Here is a 15,488-nt window from a genome sequence, read left to right on the forward strand (position 1 = left end):
GCCCGGCCCGTGGGCTGCGGCTATCGTGCGCGGCGCGCCCGCGCGGGCGCGGTCCAGCGGTGGACGACGTCGCGGGGCAGTCCGCCGTCGCGGGCGATCACGTCGACCGGGACGCCGGCGCAGCGGGCCCGCACCACCGCGTCGCGCAGTCCGCACACGCGGCTGGCGAGCCCGGCGCGCCAGGCGCCGGCGGAGGCCACGGCGAGGGCGCCGCTGTCGCGGGTGAGCCGCCGGGCGGCCGCGCGGACCTCCTGGCGGGCCCACCGGGTCTCGTGGACGCGGATGTGGGGCTGGGTGTGGTGTCCGTAGCAGGTCATGGCGGGCCTCCCGACGGGTCAGGGCGTGGCGCACGGCCCGGGCCGTGCGCGGGGGCGTACGGCTCAGGCGGTGCGCAGCATGGTCAGGACGGCCGGTCGGCGCCAGGTCCACGCGTCGAGCGCGAAGGCGTCGCCGACGGTGCGCAGCAGCGCGCGGTGGCGGCGGCCGAGCTTGTGGCGCAGCCGGTCGACGTGGGTGTCGACCGTGCGGCCGCCGTCGGTGTCGCTGAGCTGCCACACCCGCTCCATCAGCTCGGCGCGGGTGAAGGCCCGGCCGCGGTGTGCGGCGAGGTGGGCGATCAGCTCGAACTCCATGACGGTCAGGCGCAGTTCACGGCCGTCGACGCTGACGCGGCGGCGGTCGGTGTCGACGACGAGGTCGCCGGCGCGGTGCACCGGGGCGTGCGGCAGGTCGGCGGCGGTGTGCCGGATGCCGGTCCTGGCCGTGGTGCGCGGGCGCAGGTCGCAGCGGGCCGTCGTGACGGCGCGGCGGTTCCTGCGGGGGGCGGGAATGCTGGGAATGTTCACCAGTCGTGCGTTCATGATGCTTCTCCTCTCGCATGTGTCGCGAGGTAATTCAGTCGTTCAGGTAAAGGGGACGGCGCGGCGCGGCCGATGACGGTTCCGCGGAATTGCGCGTCCGTGCGGACGTGCTCGGGCACGGTGCGGGAAGTGTCCCGGCGGGTGCGAGCAGGGCCGTGACGGGGTTTTCGGGGGTACGGCACTGCGCCGCCCGCCTGTCGCCTCCACGGGGCACGGGGCCCCGGGGGTGGCGGCGGCGGGCGACGGTGTGGTGCCGGAAGGGGGACCGGGAGTCGCGCCGTCAGCGCGTACCGCGAGGAAGCGGGGGCGGCTCGGCTTCGTGCTCGTGCCGTTCTCGACTCGGACTGTTGTCCATGGTGTCCCGCCTCCTTTCGCGCTTCATCACTTCGACCGGTCGGTCGCTTGAGCCCCTACCTTAAAGGAGAACCGCCCCTTTTTGCAATTAATTCCTTCCTTATTTGAGTTTTACGCCTTCGGTTTTCTTCAGGTTCCTTCAGCTTCGCCCGGTGTCCCCGCCGCCGGTGCGGGCCAGCCGGTCCGTCGCGAGCTGGGCCAGCAGGGCGGCCTGGCGGTGCAGGACCGCGTCGTCGAAGCGGGCCTGCGGGGCGTGGTTCATCGGTGCGCTCGCCGGGTCCACGCCCTCGGGCACGGCGCCGACGAGGAGCATCGCGCCGGGCACCCGTCGCAGCACCAGTGAGAAGTCCTCGGCCCCGGCGATCGGGTGGGCCAACTCCAGGGGCTCGCCGTACAGTTCGCGGGCGGTGTGCAGCGCGAACCGGGTCTCCTCCTCGTCGTTGACGGTGACCGGGTAGCCGATCGTGTAGCGGGCCTCGACGTCCACCCCGTGGGCGGCGGCGATGCCCTGGGCGAGGCGCGGCAGTTCGGTCATCAGCCGGTCCTGGTTGGCGGGCGAGTAACTGCGCACGGTGGCCTGGAACTCGGCGGTCTGCGGGATGATGTTGGCCTGGGTGCCCGCGTGCAGGCTGCCGACGGTGACGACGACCGGGTCGAAGATGTCGAAGGTGCGGGTCACGTAGGCGTGCAGCGCGGTGACGATCTCGCAGATGACGGGCACCGGGTCCTTGGCGAAGTGCGGCATGGAGCCGTGCCCGCCGCGCCCGTTGACCGCGACGATGAACTGGTCGGCGGCGGCGAGCACGGGACCGGGGCGGCCCGCGATCGTGCCGGTGGGCACGCTGTTGGAGAAGACGTGCAGGGCGTACGCGGCGTCCAGCGGCTTGCCCGCCGCGTCCAGGACCCCTTCGGCGATCATCGCGGAGGCGCCGTGGTGGCTCTCCTCGCCGGGCTGGAACATGAACACCACGTCGCCGCTCAGGCCGGCCCGGTCGGCGCTGAGCAGCCGTGCCGCGCCCACCAGTCCGGCGACGTGCAGGTCGTGGCCGCAGGCGTGCATGCGGCCCGGGTGGCGGGAGGCGAAGTCCTCGCCGCTGTCCTCGGCGACGGGCAGCGCGTCCATGTCGGCGCGCAGCAGCACCGCGCCGCCGGGCCGCCCGCCGCGCAGCACGGCGGTCACCGAGCTGAGGTCCTTGCCGAGGGTGACCTCCAGCGGCAGTCCGTCCAGGGCGGCGAGCAGGAGTTCCTGGGTACGGGGCAGGTCGAGGCCGATCTCCGGCTCCTGGTGCAGCGCGCGACGCAGCCGGACCAGTTCGTCCTGGATCTCGCGGGCGTTCTCGGCGGTGCTCGACGGTCGCGTCATCGGTGCCTCCGGTGCGGTGGGAGCGGGGCCCGCCCGGTGCGTCGGCGGGGCTTCACACGCTGCGGGGGCCGGGTCGCGGGCGGGCGATAATCGCGGGAAAGCGGCATGGAGGGGGCTGTGATGCGGGATCCGGTCGTCCTGAGCGAGCTGGACCAGGGATTGGTGCACGCGCTGCAGGTCGCGCCGCGCGCCAGCTGGGCCCGGCTCGGCGCGGTCCTCGGCGCGGACCCCGCGACCCTGTCGCGGCGCTGGCAGCGGCTGACGGAGGCGGGCGCGGCGTGGATCTCCTGCCTGCCGGGGACCGCCCCGGTCGGCGGCGGCCCGGGCGGTCTGGCGTTCGTCGAGGTGGACTGCGTGCACGGCGGGGCGCCGCGGGCAGCCCGGCGGCTGGCGGCCCAGCCGGCGGTGATCTCGGTGGAGCACGTCACGGGCGGGCGCGATCTGCTGCTGACGGTGTACGCGCCGGACCTGGCGGCGTTCGCCCGGTGGACGACGGTGGAGCTGGGGGCGGTGGAGGGCGTCACGGCGAGCCGGACGCACCCGGTGAGCGCGGTGCACGCCGAGGGCAGCCGGTGGCGGCTGCGCTCGCTGACCGGTGAGCAGGTGCGGGCGCTGGCGGCGGGCCCCGCCCCGGTGGCCCGTCCGGCGGCGGGTCCGCTCACCGACCTGGACCGGCGGCTGCTGGAACTGCTCTGCCGGGATGGCCGGGCCCCGTACGCGGTGCTCGCCGAGGAGTCGGGCACGAGTGCCACGTCGGTGCGCCGCAGGGTGCGCCGGCTCTTCGACTCCGGTGCGGTGCAGGCCCGTTGCGAGGTGGCCAGGCCGCTGTCGCAGTGGCCGGTGGCGACGGTCCTGTGGGGCAGGGCGGCGGCCCGCGACCTGACGGCGCGGGCGCAGGCGGTCGCGGGGCTGCGCGAGGTGCGGATGTGCGCGGCGCTGACCGGCCGGGCGAACCTGATGGTGATGGGGTGGGTGCGCTCGCCGCAGGACGCCCACCGCTTCGAGGTGCGGGTCGCGGAGCGGGCGCCGGGCCTGGAGGTGTGCGACCGGATGATCACGCTGCGCCCGGACAAGCTGGGCGGGCAGCTCCTGGACGAGGACGGCTACCGTACCGGCTGCGTACCTCTCGCCTTGTGAACACCGTTTCCGCGTGCGGGTTCTGACGGGTCGTCGAGGCTCCACTCGTCGTCCGCGCGGGGCCGGGCGCGGCCGAGGTCCACTCCCCGTACCGCCGCGAGCAGCGCCAGGCCGGACAGGGCGCTGGAGGCGAAGGCGAGCGCCATGCCGAGCACGCCGTTGTCCGCGTCCCCGCCCGGGCCGTCCGACGGCGCACCGATCAGCAGCACCACCAGCGCGGCCCCCGCCGCCAGGACCAGAGGCGCGACCAGCAGGACGGCCGAGGACCACCACCGCGACCGGGTCGGCCGGGCCCGCCGCACGGCTCCGCGCGCGGCCAGGAACAGCAGCGCGACACCGGTGACCGCGAGGACGAGCAGGTTGGCGGCGACCACGTCGGAGGGGCGGTGCCAGCGCTCGTTGACCGTGTAGCCGCCGACCGAGACCGCCCACACCAGCGGGGCGCACACCACCGGGGCGCGCCACCGGTGGGGCAGGACGAGCAGCAGCCCGGCGACCACGGACATGGCGACGGTGGAGTGGCCGCTGGGCAGCGAGTTGTGCAGCCGGTAGGCCAGCTCGGGCAGCAGGGCGGGCCGGGACAGCAGGGTGTCCTTGAGGAGTTCGGCGGCGATCGCGCAGCAGCCGACGGTGCCCGCCGCGGCCGCGGCCAGCGCGGGGCCGCCGCGCAGGAAGCCCACGCCCGCGATGACGACGACGGCCACGGCGAGGGACCCGGTGTTGACCAGGTCCAGGGCGCTGAGCGCCTGGCCGGTGGAGACCAGGCCGCTGCTCCCGGCGCCGCGCAGCACGGACTCCTCCCAGCGCTGCCCGGCACCGGTGCGCACCGCGAGGAGGTAGACGAGGACCAACAGGGCCGCGCCGCCGCCGGCCAGCGCCAGGGCACGGCGGCGCACCACCGCGCGGACGCCCCGGGGGCGGGCGTGCGGGGGACGGAGCGGGTCGCCGGTCATGGGGCCTCCTTCGCCGGGGCGGACGGATGGGTCTTCGAGCCTGCGGACCGGTCGCTGAGCGCCGCCTGAAGAACCTGAAGGGGGCTTCAGGAAGCGTCTGGTGTGATGGCCGGGGCGGACCCGGTACCCCGGCCGTCCCCGTGGGAGCTTTTTTCTGACATGCGAAAGTCATATGCAAAGCTGCCCATATGATGCGTTACGCGAGAGTGGCCCTTCAACGATGGACGGCACTGGTCCCCGTGCTGGCCGTCGTCCTGCTCGTCCTGACCTGGGGCCGCTCACTGCCCGGTGGACTGGTCGCCGTCGTCGGCCTGTTGCTGGCCGGCGCGGTTCTCGCCGCGGTGCACCACGCGGAGGTGGTGGCGCACCGGGTGGGCGAGCCGTTCGGTTCGCTGGTCCTCGCGGTCGCCGTCACCGTCATCGAAGTCGCCCTGATCGTCACGCTGATGTCGGACGGCGGCGCCAAGAGCGCCTCACTGGCCCGTGACACCGTGTTCGCCGCCGTGATGATCACCTGCAACGGGATCGTCGGCCTCGCGCTCCTCGTGGGCGCCCTGCGCCGCAAGCTCGCCGTGTTCAACGCCGAGGGGACCGGCGCCGCGTTCGCCACCGTCATCACGCTCGCCGGGCTCAGCCTGGTGCTCCCGACGTTCACCACCAGCGCGCCCGGGCCGGAGTTCTCCACCGCCCAGCTGGTGTTCGCCGCGCTCGCCTCGGTCTTCCTCTACCTGCTGTTCGTCGCCACGCAGACCGTGCGCCACCGCGACTACTTCCTGCCGGTGACCCAGCAGGGCGAGGTGGTGCGGGAGGACGACCACGCCAACCCGCCCTCCACCCGCACCGCACTGGTCAGCGTCGGCCTGCTCGGCGTGGCGCTGGTCGCGGTGGTGGGACTGGCCAAGGGCGTCTCCCCCGCCATCGAGAGCGGCGTCGCCGCGGCCGGCCTGCCCGCCGCCGTGGTCGGCGTGGTCATCGCGCTGATGGTGCTGCTGCCCGAGACGATCGCCGCGGTGCGCGCGGCCCGCCGCGACCGGGTGCAGACCAGCCTCAACCTGGCGTACGGCTCGGCCATGGCGAGCATCGGCATGACCATCCCGGCCGTCGCGCTGGCGTCCATCTGGCTGGAGGGCCCGCTGGTCCTCGGCCTGGACGCCAGCCACATGGTGCTGCTCGCGGCGACCGTGGCGACCGGCATCCTCACCATCGTCCCGGGCCGGGCCACCCTGATGCAGGCGGGCGTGCACCTGTCGCTGTTCAGCGCCTACCTGGTGCTCGCGGCGAGCCCCTGAGCGTCCGTAGGGCAGGGGCGAGGGGCGGTGCGCGACGCACCGCCCCTCGCGCGTTCCGTACGGCGGCGGGCAGCGGTCCCACCGGAGGCGTACGGACAGCAGCCGTCCCTGAGCCGTACGGTTCACGTTCCGTACGGTTCACGCTCCGGCCGGAACCGTACGGATCACAGGCAGACCGGAACCGTACGGATCGCAGCCGTACGGATCACGCTCAGGCCGGAACCGTACGGATCACAGCCGTACCGGCGCCCGCAACTTCCCGCCGCCCGCGCGCCCCGCGTACCGCAGCAGCGCCCCGGTGTCGGTCCGGACGGCCAGCACGTCCGCGACGCCGTCGCCGTCGAAGTCCCCGGCGCACAGCCCGCTCATGCCCGCCCAGCCGCGCGGGCCCAGCACCGTCGCGTCGGCCAGACCGCCCCGGCCGTCTCCCCGGTACAGCAGCAGCTCGCCGGTGGCCGGCCGGATCGCGACGACGTCGGCGGTGCCCGTGCCGTCGAAGTCGCCGACGGCGAGCGAGCGCAGCCCGTCCCAGCCGCGCGAGCCGAGCGTGACCGGCGCCGCCAGCCGGCCCCCTGCGGTGCCCCGGTAGAGCAGCAGCGCGCCCGTGACGCCCTGGACGGCCACCACGTCGCCGACGCCGTCGCCGGTGAAGTCGCCCGCGGAGACCTCCCGCATGTGCTGCCAGCCGCGCGGACCGAGCTGCCGCCCGGCCTTCAGGCGGCCCGCGCCGTCGCCCTCGTACCGCAGCAGCGCCCCGGTGTCGGCCCGCACGGCCAGGACGTCGGCGCCGTCCCCGTCGGCGCGGGGCGCGGTGGTGACGTCGGCCATGGCGTTCCAGCCGCGCGGGCCGAGCACCCCGGGCGCGGCGAGCGCGCCGGTCCCGGTGCCGGGGTAGCGCAGCAGGGCGCCGGTCGCGTCGTCGACGGCGGTCAGGTCCACGGCGCCGTCGCCGTCGAAGTCCCCGGCGGCCGTGCGGCTCCTGCCGGTCAGGTCGACGGGCCCGGCCGACGGCGCGGGGCCGTCGGCGAGGGCCCGCAGCTCGCGCTCGGTGCCGTCGAACACGTCGTGGTCGCCGACGATCTCGCCGTCCTCGGTGTACTGCCAGAAGGTGTGCGCCCGCCAGCCGGCCGGGAGGTCGCCGACGGCCGTGCGGTAACTGGGGATCCACAGCGGGTGCTTGGCGCCGAAGGCGGTGCTGGCGCCGGTGCACTGCTGCCACCAGGCCGTGGAGGTGTAGATCACCGGGGCGCGTCCGGTGCGCTCGCGGTAGCGGGTGGTGAAGTCCCTGATCCAGGCGACGGTGCGGGCCGGGCCCAGGCCGTAGCAGGGTCCGCCGTCCGGGTAGGGGTTCCACTCGATGTCGAGCACGCCGGGCAGCGCGTGGGTGCCGCGCGCCGCCGCACCGCCGTGGGCGACGAAGTAGTCGGCCTGGCGGCGCCCGTCCGACTTGTCGGGCAGGGCGAAGTGGTAGGCGCCGCGCACCATCCCGGCCGCCCGCGCGCCGTCGTACTGCCGCTGGAACCAGGGGTTCCGGTACGAGGTCGCCTCGGTGGCCTTGACGTACGCGAACCGCTTGCCCGCCTTCCACAGGCCGCGCCAGTCCACGTCGCCCTGCCAGCTGGAGACGTCGACGCCACCGACTCCCGGCGGCTGGGCGACCGTTGGCCGCACGGCGCGGGTGCGGTCGCCCTCGCGCCGGGTGACGCCCGCGCCCAGCCAGGCGTCGCCGACCGCGTCGAGGCGGCGCACGGAAGGGGGTGCGGAGGGGTCGCGGGGCGCGGGGGGCGGTCCGGCCGCGGCGGCGGGCGGGACGAGGACGGCCGCGCAGAGCGCGGACGCGGTCAGCAGCTGTACCGGGCGGGCCATCCGGATCATGCGCGCACTCCTCAGCCCGGTGAACTCACCAGGACGTACTAGGACATTGCACGCGCATAGTGCCAGAAGGAATCAGGTGTCCAGCGCATTGGACGCCGATGTCACCCGCGCGACCGGAGGCGGACGCCACGGCGGCGCGGCGCACCCGTCCGCGTTCCAAGCGGACTGGTGTACGAGTGGGAGCCTGGGCGCTCAGTGCTGACGGGGGCCGCGGCTCAGCCGCAGCGCCACCAGGACCGCGACGTTCAGCACCACGGCGGCCGCCGGGAGGAGCAGGCTGCGCAGCAGGTCGCCGGAGGGCACCCGCCACGGGTCGCAGGCGCCCCACACCGTCACGCACGCGTGCAGCGGCACGGCGACCGCCACCATCCCCGGGCGGGTCGGCCGCAGCCGGGCCGACGCCGGGTCCAGGACGTGGCGCCGCCGCCACAGGGCCGAGGTGGCCAGACAGGCCAGGGCCAGCGCGCAGGACTGGACCGGCAGGTCCGCCGCGCGCCAGCCCGTCGCTATGTGCAGTCCGGCGGAGGCGAACGGGACCGCCACGAGCAGCAACAGCAGCCCGAGCAGCCGCACCTGCTCGCCGCGCGGGGTCAGCCGCACCGGACCCGTACCGCCGTGCGCGCGACCGCACGAGGCGCACCCGGAGTCGCGCTCGCGCCCGGGCACCTCACGGCGGGCGGGGGGCCGCTGACGCACGGGCAGCAGGAGGGTGACCGCCTCCCGGCGCCTGCCCGCGTTCCTCGCCATGCCGTACCGCCGCCCCTCTCCCTCAGTGCAGTGTGCTCGACCGCCACCGTACTGGCCCGCGCGCGCCGACGCGTGTGAGGGGGCCCTGCCCGACCGCCCAGAACAGCACCGCGACCGCCACGCCCAGCGCCGTGCCCAGCAGGTGCGCACCGAACGGCACGCGCCCGAGGGCGAGTTGGACGGCCACGCCCGTGACCGCCGCCCCGGCCGCCAGGACGCCCAGGCGGCGGTGCGCGACGAGCAGGGCGACCACGACCGCCGCGGCGAGCGCGCAGGCGCTGCTCACCACGCCCGGCCCACGCGCGCCGGACACCCCGTCGAGCACCCCGTCACCGAGCCGCACCAGGACCGTGTCCAGGACCAGGCCCGCCAGGAACGCGGCGGCACCGGACAGCACCGGGTACGCCAGCGCGGCCAGGGGACGGCGCGGCGCGGCCGGGACGGGACGGCGGCGCACCGCCGGAGCCTGCTGGTCACCCATGGGGACATCCTGTACGACCCGCGCTGAAGGCAGTCTGAAGAAGCCGTCGAGGCCCCTGCGCGGACCGCTCCCGCGACGGCCCTCCGGGGCTCGGTGAGAGCCCCGGGAGCCGCCCGGGCGCACCGCACGCGTCCGGGCGCCCCCGCCCCTCAGCGCGCTCCCCCGGCGCCGTCGACCCGGTGCGGGCCGCCGATGTCGATCAGGTCGAGCACCGGGTGGCCGCCGTCCCGCCCGGCCGCCCCGTCGTGCTCCGGGCACACCGGCCCCGACTCCTCCAGCAGGTCCACCCACACACCCGGCCAGACCGGGTGGCGGTCCGTCACCGGCTCCCCGCACGCCGCGCAGGACACCGCCGCCACCCCGTGCCCGCGCAGCACCTCCACCGCCCGCGCGCCCACCGCGATCCGCCGGTCCGCCCAGCCCAGCGCGTCGGCCAGGCCCGCGAAACGGCTCGCCGCCACCTCGTGCTCACCCCACGAGCCCAGCCCCTCCGCCGCGACGCGGTAGCGGTACGCGAACACCGGCAGCGGCGAGTCCCCGTCCTCCTCCACCACGCACTCGAGGCCCTCCACCCGCAGGTCCCCCGGCAGCAGTTCCGGCATCGCCGCGAGCACGCCCCGCACCGCCGCCGCCCGGTCGTCACTGTTGAACAGGCCCGTCGCGATCGCCGCGACCGTCCCGTACGGCGGATGCAGCGTCGTCTCCACGAACGCCCCCGCCTCCGCCACCAGCACCCGCCGCACCAGCGACACGTACTCCTCGCTGTGCACCTCGACCACCTCGCCCGCCCGCACCGCCGCGACGGCCTCCGGCACGGTCGGGTACGCCCGCAGGAACCTCTTCCACTCCGGCAGCGCGTCCGGCGACGCCAGCACGCGCGCGACGTCCCCCGGCATCCCCTCCAGCGCCGCCGCCCGCCGCTCGGCCGCCGCCCGCTGCCGCACCACCCGCGCCACCCTGCTGCCCGCGCGCTTCTTGCCCTTGGTCACCCGACCGCTCTCCGCTTCCGTACCGGACGCCGCACGGCGCCCTCCCGCCTCGACCACCCACCCCGGACTTCCCGGTGATCACCCTGACAACGCCCGGCACCCCCAACTCGTCATGGGCCAGCGGCAATCGACTCGGGGACCCGCAGGGCGTGCGCGGCACGCGTGCGCGCCCCGCGCGCCGCGCACCCGGCCCGGCGGCGCACACCAGGGACTTTGGTCCCTGCCGTACGGGCCGGACCTCCGCCTAGGCTGCGACCAGGGCCACCGCCCGGGAGCCGAGCGAGGAAGGGAGGCGGGAACCGTGGACACCAGTCCGAGTCCGAGTCCGAGTCGTACGCGACTCCTCCGCCCACCCGACCCGTCTCCGCGCGACGTGCGCTGAGGGCGCACCCCGGCGCGCCCGTGTGCCGTCGCCCCGTTCCCCGGGAGGCACACCATGGCGTTCACCTACGCCGAGCCCACGATCCGGCTCGACATCGACGGCATTCCCACGACCTACCTGCTCGCGACCCCCGACTCCGGCTCCGGCGTCGAGCGGCCCGTACCGTACGGGCTCGTCTACGACCTGCGCGTGCACATGGCGTACGTCCTCGCCCAGCAGGGCCACCGCGCGTCCTGGATCGCCAGCAACCTCGACCTGCCGCGCGGCGCGGCACGCCGCATCGTGGCGCTGGCCCGGCCGACGCCCGCGCCGCGCCCGCTCGCGGACCGCGCGTTCGGCAACCACTACTGAGCCGAACCCCTCTTCTCCGCACCCTTTCGCGACACTCCTGTCTCGACACCCCGTCGCGACGCGGCTGTCTCGACACCCCTTCTCGACGACCTTTCCCCACGACCTTTCCCCACGACCTTTCCCCACGACCTTTCCCCACGACCTTTCTGACGTACCGTCACCAGACTTCCGGAGGTGGCGAGATGACGTATCTCGTCTTCGCACACAAGCCCGCCGTCCGTCTCGGCCGCCGGCTCGCGCCGCTCTGGCGGCGCCTGGCCGACGCGCCGCTGGAGCACCCCGTCTGCGCGCGGCGCACGCCCGGCCGCCGCCCGGACTGCGGAGCCCTGCGGACCGGCGCGCGCAGGGCGCGCCGCAGGAACCGCCGCTGACACGGCATCAGGGGCGGGCGACACCACCGGGGCACCCTGCCGCCGCCCCCGCGGGGCCGATCGGTATGATCATCTTCCTGATGACCGATTGGCCCCTTATGTCATCCCGCATGCCGTACGGGCCGTCACCACGCACGGGGCGTCAGAAACCGCCGCCCGCCGCCCGTTGACGCCCCAGGACGCAGCTTGCCGCACCCCGCCCGCACCACCCGCCGCACCCTCACCGCCGCCACCCTGGTCCTCGCCCTCGCCGGGCTCAGCGCCTGCGACCCCGACGACGCGACCGGACAACGGCCCGCCGCAGGGCCCTCGGCCGCCCAGGACGGCAGCGCCCTGGAGGCCCTCGGCGGGCTGCCGGTGAAGGGACGCGCGCCCAAGACCGGGTACGACCGCACCGGCAAGTTCGGCCCCGCCTGGTCCGACAAGACCTCCGCACCCGGCTCCCGCAACGGCTGCGACACCCGCAACGACATCCTGCGCCGCGACCTCACCGACGTCACCGGCAAGAACGGCTCCCGCTGCGTCGTCGGCTCCGGCACCCTCGCCCGGGACCCCTACACCGGCCGCCGCATCGACTTCGTCCGGGGCCCCAAGACCTCCCAGGCCGTCCAGATCGACCACCTGGTCGCCCTCTCCGACGCCTGGCAGAAGGGCGCCCAGCAGATCCCGCAGGACGACCGCGAGGCCCTGGCCAACGACCCGCTCAACCTCCTCGCCGCCGACGGGCCCGCCAACCAGCAGAAGAGCGACGGCGACGCGGCGACCTGGCTGCCCGCCAGCAAGTCGTTCCGGTGCGCGTACGTCGCCCGGCAGATCGCGGTGAAGAAGAAGTACCGCCTGTGGGTGACCAAGGCGGAGGGCGAGGCGATGAACCGCGTCCTCACGAACTGCCCCGGCCAGCCGCTGCCGGACGACTCCTCGCCGGGCGTCCCGGTCAGGGGCCGCTGACGGACGGCCCCCCGCGCGTCCCTACCGTCGGCCCCTCCCGGACACACGCGCAGGGCATAGCGCGCCCCTCCCCCTCAGACGGCCCCGCGCGGAGCCGCCGCCAGTGGTTCCGCCTCCACCGCCCGGCGCACCTGCTCCATCCGCACCGGCATCGGCTCCCACCCCCGCTCGCCCGCCATCACCCAGTTCAGCGCCGTCATCCCGCGCGCGAACGCCTGCGTCAGGCCCTGCGGGCGCAGCGTGATCCCCGGCGGCCCCGCCTTCGTCGGGACCAGCGTCACCCACAGCGCCGACCGCCCGCCCTCCAGCGGCAACGCCTCGATCAGGCCCTCGCGCACCTCCAGCCAACGGCGCACCGCCACGCCCGCGCCCGGGGACAGCGCGTACCACTCCACCTCGGGCAGCGGCTCCAGCTCGCGCCGCGCCGCCTCGATCCGCTGGTACGTCGCCTCCGACACATGGCCCCGGTCGCCCCACAGCACGGCGCACACCGAGGACACGCCGACCTCGGCGAGCGCCGCCAGTTCCTCGGCCCGGTTCGGCGGCGCCTTCTGCTGGCGCCGCCGCAGGCCCACCGCCGCCTCGCCGGGCGCCAGGTCGCCGAGGCGCAGTGCGGCCAGCTCCCCCGACCGGGGCGCGGCGGCCAGCACGATCGCCAGCATCGCGAGGAGCCGGGTCCGGTCCTCGTACGACAGGGAGAGCCCGCCCCGCTCCAGCGGGCCCGACGCCGCCAGGTCGGCCATCCGCCGGTAGACCATCACCAGCGCGCCGGGCCCTGCCGTCGACTTCGGCTCCTGCTGCGCCACCGAGGGCAGCCACACCGCACGCCCCGGCGCGAGCACCAGGGAGGCCAGGATCCGCAGGCAGTCGCGCACGATCCGCAGCGTGGCCACCGGCAGCTCGCGCCCCCGGCCCCGCTCCGGCTCCAGCGCCCGCAGTTCACCGGCGCGCGCCAGCTCCCAGAACCACCGCAGCGACGCCTCCTCGAACAGCCGCGCCGCCGCCCCCCGAGCCTCCTCGGGCACCCCGTCGCGCCGCAGCGCCCGCTCCCACATGCCCACGACCATCCACAGCTGGCGGGCCCTGCCGCGCGAGACCCTGGCCGGGATGCCGCCCGCGCCGAGCGCGGGCAGCCGCTGCTCCCAGGTGCCCTCGTCCCGGGGCGCCACCCGCTCCACGGCCGCCGCCAGCTCCCGCACCGCAGCCACCTCGAACCGCTCCACGCCGTCCCGCCCTTCTCCTCCATCACCGGCCAGGAGGCCCACGAACACCGGGCGCACGATCCACGTACCGTGCTCCACCCCCAGGCCCTCTGCTGGGTCATGTTATTTACCTTGCCCAGCACACCCCCGGGATCACACTCCCAGCCCGCACTGACACACCGGACCACGCGCCCACGCGCCCACTCGCCCCTCGGCGCGGCCCAGCCCGCACCGACACACCGGCCCTCACGCACCTGCACGCACCCGCACACCGAACGCCCACGAGGACGCCCACCAGCACACCTCCGACCGCACCCCTCCGCCGAACGGCCGACCCCGCCCCGCCCCCGCTCGCGCGCCGCCCCCCGATCGCGGAGGGTGGAGCAGGAGGTCCACGCCCATGCCGCCCCGTACCGACGAACGGCCCACCGAACGCCGCCCCGGCACGTCCCCGACCGGTCGCGGGCGCTCCGGAACAGCGGTCCGCTTCACCTGGGTGGACATCGCCGTCGCCCTCGCCGTGCTCCTGCTGATCTACGTGGTCCTGCGCGTCGGCCAGGGCACCACCGTCAACTTCAGCACCGAGCAGCACGTACGGGTCGACACCGACCCGGCCCGGCTGCCGTACGACGCGGCGCGCTCGCTGCTGCGGATGTTCGTGGCGCTGGGCGCCTCGATCGTGTTCACCTTCGTGTACGCGTACGCGGCGGCCAAGAGCCGACGCCTTGAGCGGGTGCTGATCCCGGCCCTGGACATCCTGCAGTCGGTGCCGGTGCTCGCCTTCCTGACCGTGGCCGTCACCGGTTTCATCGCCCTGTTCCCCGGTTCGATGCTGGGCCTTGAGTGCGCCTCGATCTTCGCGATCTTCACCTCGCAGGCGTGGAACATGACGTTCGGCTTCTACTACTCGCTGACCTCGCTCCCGCGCGAGCTCGACGAGCTGTCGCGGTCGTTCGCGTTCACCCGGTGGATGCGGTTCTGGAAGGTCGAGGTCCCGTCCGGGATGATCAGCCTGGTCTGGAACGGGATGCTGAGCTTCGGCGGCGGCTGGTTCTTCCTCGTCGCGTCCGAGGCGATCAGCGTCAACAACCAGGACTACGCGCTGCCGGGCGTCGGCTCGTACGCGGGCGCCGCGATCGCCGACGGCGACCTGGGCAAGGTCGGCTGGGCGATCCTCACCATGGCCGTCATGGTGATCGGGGTGAACTTCCTCTTCTGGCGGCCGCTGACCGCGTGGGCGGAGAGGTACAAGAACGAGCAGTCGGAGGCGAACGAGACCCAGCGCTCGTACGTGCTCGACTTCCTGCGCCGCTCCCACTGGCCCCAGCTGCTCGGCCGGCTGCTGCGCCCGGCGCGCGAGGCGGTGAACCGCGCGGGGCGGGTCCTCGGCGTCGACGACAAGCCGCTGTCCGTGGCGCCCGCCCGGCAGCGGGCCGGGGACGTGGTGTTCGGGCTGCTCGCGGGCGGGCTGCTGGTGTGGGGCCTGGTCGACCTGCTCGGCTACCTCGACGACCGGGCGGGCCTGGGCGTGTTCGGCGAGCCGCTGCTCCTCGGGCTCGCCACCCTGGCGCGCGTGGTGGTGCTCGTGGCGGTGGCCACCGTGGTGTGGGTGCCGATCGGGGTGCGGATCGGCTTCTCGCCCCGGCTGACGCGCATCGCCCAGCCGGTGGTGCAGGTGCTCGCGAGCTTCCCGGCGAACTTCCTCTTCCCGCTGGCCGTCTGGTTCTTCCTCAAGGTCGGCCTGTCCATCAACATCGGCGGCATCCTGCTGATGGCGCTCGGCGCGCAGTGGTACATCCTGTTCAACGCGATCGCCGGGGCGATGGCGATCCCGGGCGACCTGCGCGAGGCCATGGACGACCTCGGCGTGACGGGCCGGCAGCGCTGGAAGCGGCTGATCCTGCCCGGGATCTTCCCGGCGTACGTCACCGGCGGCATCACCGCCTCCGGCGGCGCCTGGAACGCCTCGATCGTCTCCGAGGTGGTCTCCTTCGGCGGGACCACGCTGACCGCCGTGGGCCTGGGCGCGTACATCTCCCAGGCGACCCAGGACGGCGACTTCCCGCAGCTGATCGCGGGCGTCGCGGTGATGAGCCTGTACGTCGTCGCGCTCAACCGGCTGTTCTGGCGCCGCCTGTACCGCATGGCCGAGACCCGCTACTCGCTGTGACCCCCCGCCCGCACCA

Annotated in this window: 15 protein-coding genes; 6 read left to right on the forward strand and 9 right to left on the reverse strand. The window is 75.0% G+C overall.

The window, feature by feature from the left end:
• Positions 1-20: 20 nt before the first annotated feature.
• The 3 genes from ABT160_RS12055 to ABT160_RS12065 all read right to left on the reverse strand — a co-directional run bounded on the left by ABT160_RS12055 (position 21) and on the right by ABT160_RS12065 (position 2,577).
• Entirely contained in the window at positions 21-317 is a 297-nt protein-coding gene (locus ABT160_RS12055) for a hypothetical protein (RefSeq protein ID WP_351646603.1), read from the reverse strand.
• A 63-nt stretch (positions 318-380) separates the two neighbouring features.
• Entirely contained in the window at positions 381-860 is a 480-nt protein-coding gene (locus ABT160_RS12060) for a winged helix-turn-helix domain-containing protein (RefSeq protein WP_351646604.1), read from the reverse strand.
• 493 nt (positions 861-1,353) lie between these two features.
• On the reverse strand, positions 1,354-2,577 hold the full coding sequence (locus ABT160_RS12065) for a M20 metallopeptidase family protein (RefSeq protein ID WP_351646606.1): 1,224 nt from the start codon (positions 2,575-2,577) through the stop codon (positions 1,354-1,356).
• 120 nt (positions 2,578-2,697) lie between these two features.
• On the opposite strand from ABT160_RS12065, the gene ABT160_RS12070 reads away from it, so the two are divergent.
• The gene (locus ABT160_RS12070; RefSeq protein WP_351646608.1) at positions 2,698-3,714 is read left to right on the forward strand and encodes an Lrp/AsnC family transcriptional regulator; all 1,017 of its coding nucleotides are present in this window, start codon (positions 2,698-2,700) and stop codon (positions 3,712-3,714) included.
• On the opposite strand, the gene ABT160_RS12075 is transcribed toward ABT160_RS12070, so the two are convergent.
• Positions 3,681-4,667, reverse strand: a complete 987-nt coding sequence (locus tag ABT160_RS12075) for a phosphatase PAP2 family protein (RefSeq protein WP_351646609.1) — start codon at positions 4,665-4,667, stop codon at positions 3,681-3,683. The two genes, ABT160_RS12070 and ABT160_RS12075, sit on opposite strands and share 34 nt — an antisense overlap.
• Before the next feature lie 206 nt (positions 4,668-4,873).
• Here ABT160_RS12075 and ABT160_RS12080 point away from each other — a divergent pair, with 206 nt between their 5' ends.
• Positions 4,874-5,956, forward strand: a complete 1,083-nt coding sequence (locus tag ABT160_RS12080; RefSeq protein ID WP_351646611.1) for a calcium:cation antiporter — start codon at positions 4,874-4,876, stop codon at positions 5,954-5,956.
• A 231-nt stretch (positions 5,957-6,187) separates the two neighbouring features.
• On the opposite strand, the gene ABT160_RS12085 is transcribed toward ABT160_RS12080, so the two are convergent.
• From ABT160_RS12085 to ABT160_RS12100, 4 genes are all read right to left on the reverse strand, one after another.
• Positions 6,188-7,831, reverse strand: a complete 1,644-nt coding sequence (locus tag ABT160_RS12085; protein WP_351646613.1) for a GH25 family lysozyme — start codon at positions 7,829-7,831, stop codon at positions 6,188-6,190.
• A gap of 192 nt (positions 7,832-8,023) precedes the next feature.
• Entirely contained in the window at positions 8,024-8,578 is a 555-nt protein-coding gene (locus ABT160_RS12090) for a hypothetical protein (protein ID WP_351646615.1), read from the reverse strand.
• 22 nt (positions 8,579-8,600) lie between these two features.
• Positions 8,601-9,059 (reverse strand): hypothetical protein, encoded by a 459-nt coding sequence (locus ABT160_RS12095; RefSeq protein WP_351646617.1) that lies wholly within the window; start codon positions 9,057-9,059, stop codon positions 8,601-8,603.
• 149 nt (positions 9,060-9,208) lie between these two features.
• The gene (locus ABT160_RS12100; RefSeq protein ID WP_351646619.1) at positions 9,209-10,048 is read right to left on the reverse strand and encodes a hypothetical protein; all 840 of its coding nucleotides are present in this window, start codon (positions 10,046-10,048) and stop codon (positions 9,209-9,211) included.
• A gap of 436 nt (positions 10,049-10,484) precedes the next feature.
• Between ABT160_RS12100 and ABT160_RS12105 the strand changes: the two genes are divergently transcribed.
• The 3 genes from ABT160_RS12105 to ABT160_RS12115 all read left to right on the forward strand — a co-directional run bounded on the left by ABT160_RS12105 (position 10,485) and on the right by ABT160_RS12115 (position 12,100).
• On the forward strand, positions 10,485-10,781 hold the full coding sequence (locus ABT160_RS12105) for a hypothetical protein (RefSeq protein ID WP_351646621.1): 297 nt from the start codon (positions 10,485-10,487) through the stop codon (positions 10,779-10,781).
• A 182-nt stretch (positions 10,782-10,963) separates the two neighbouring features.
• Entirely contained in the window at positions 10,964-11,152 is a 189-nt protein-coding gene (locus ABT160_RS12110) for a hypothetical protein (RefSeq protein WP_351646622.1), read from the forward strand.
• Between the two features lie 186 nt (positions 11,153-11,338).
• On the forward strand, positions 11,339-12,100 hold the full coding sequence (locus tag ABT160_RS12115; protein WP_351646624.1) for an HNH endonuclease family protein: 762 nt from the start codon (positions 11,339-11,341) through the stop codon (positions 12,098-12,100).
• Positions 12,101-12,174: 74 nt separating this feature from the next.
• Here ABT160_RS12115 and ABT160_RS12120 read toward each other — a convergent pair whose 3' ends face one another.
• Entirely contained in the window at positions 12,175-13,401 is a 1,227-nt protein-coding gene (locus tag ABT160_RS12120) for a helix-turn-helix domain-containing protein (protein ID WP_351646626.1), read from the reverse strand.
• Positions 13,402-13,702: 301 nt separating this feature from the next.
• On the opposite strand from ABT160_RS12120, the gene ABT160_RS12125 reads away from it, so the two are divergent.
• Positions 13,703-15,472: an ABC transporter permease gene (locus ABT160_RS12125; RefSeq protein ID WP_351646628.1), complete on the forward strand. Its 1,770-nt coding sequence runs from the start codon at positions 13,703-13,705 to the stop codon at positions 15,470-15,472.
• The last annotated feature ends 16 nt before the right edge of the window (positions 15,473-15,488 follow it).

The organism is Streptomyces sp. NPDC001941 (assembly GCF_040296945.1).
In the GTDB taxonomy this organism is placed as follows: Bacteria; Actinomycetota; Actinomycetes; order Streptomycetales; family Streptomycetaceae; genus Streptomyces.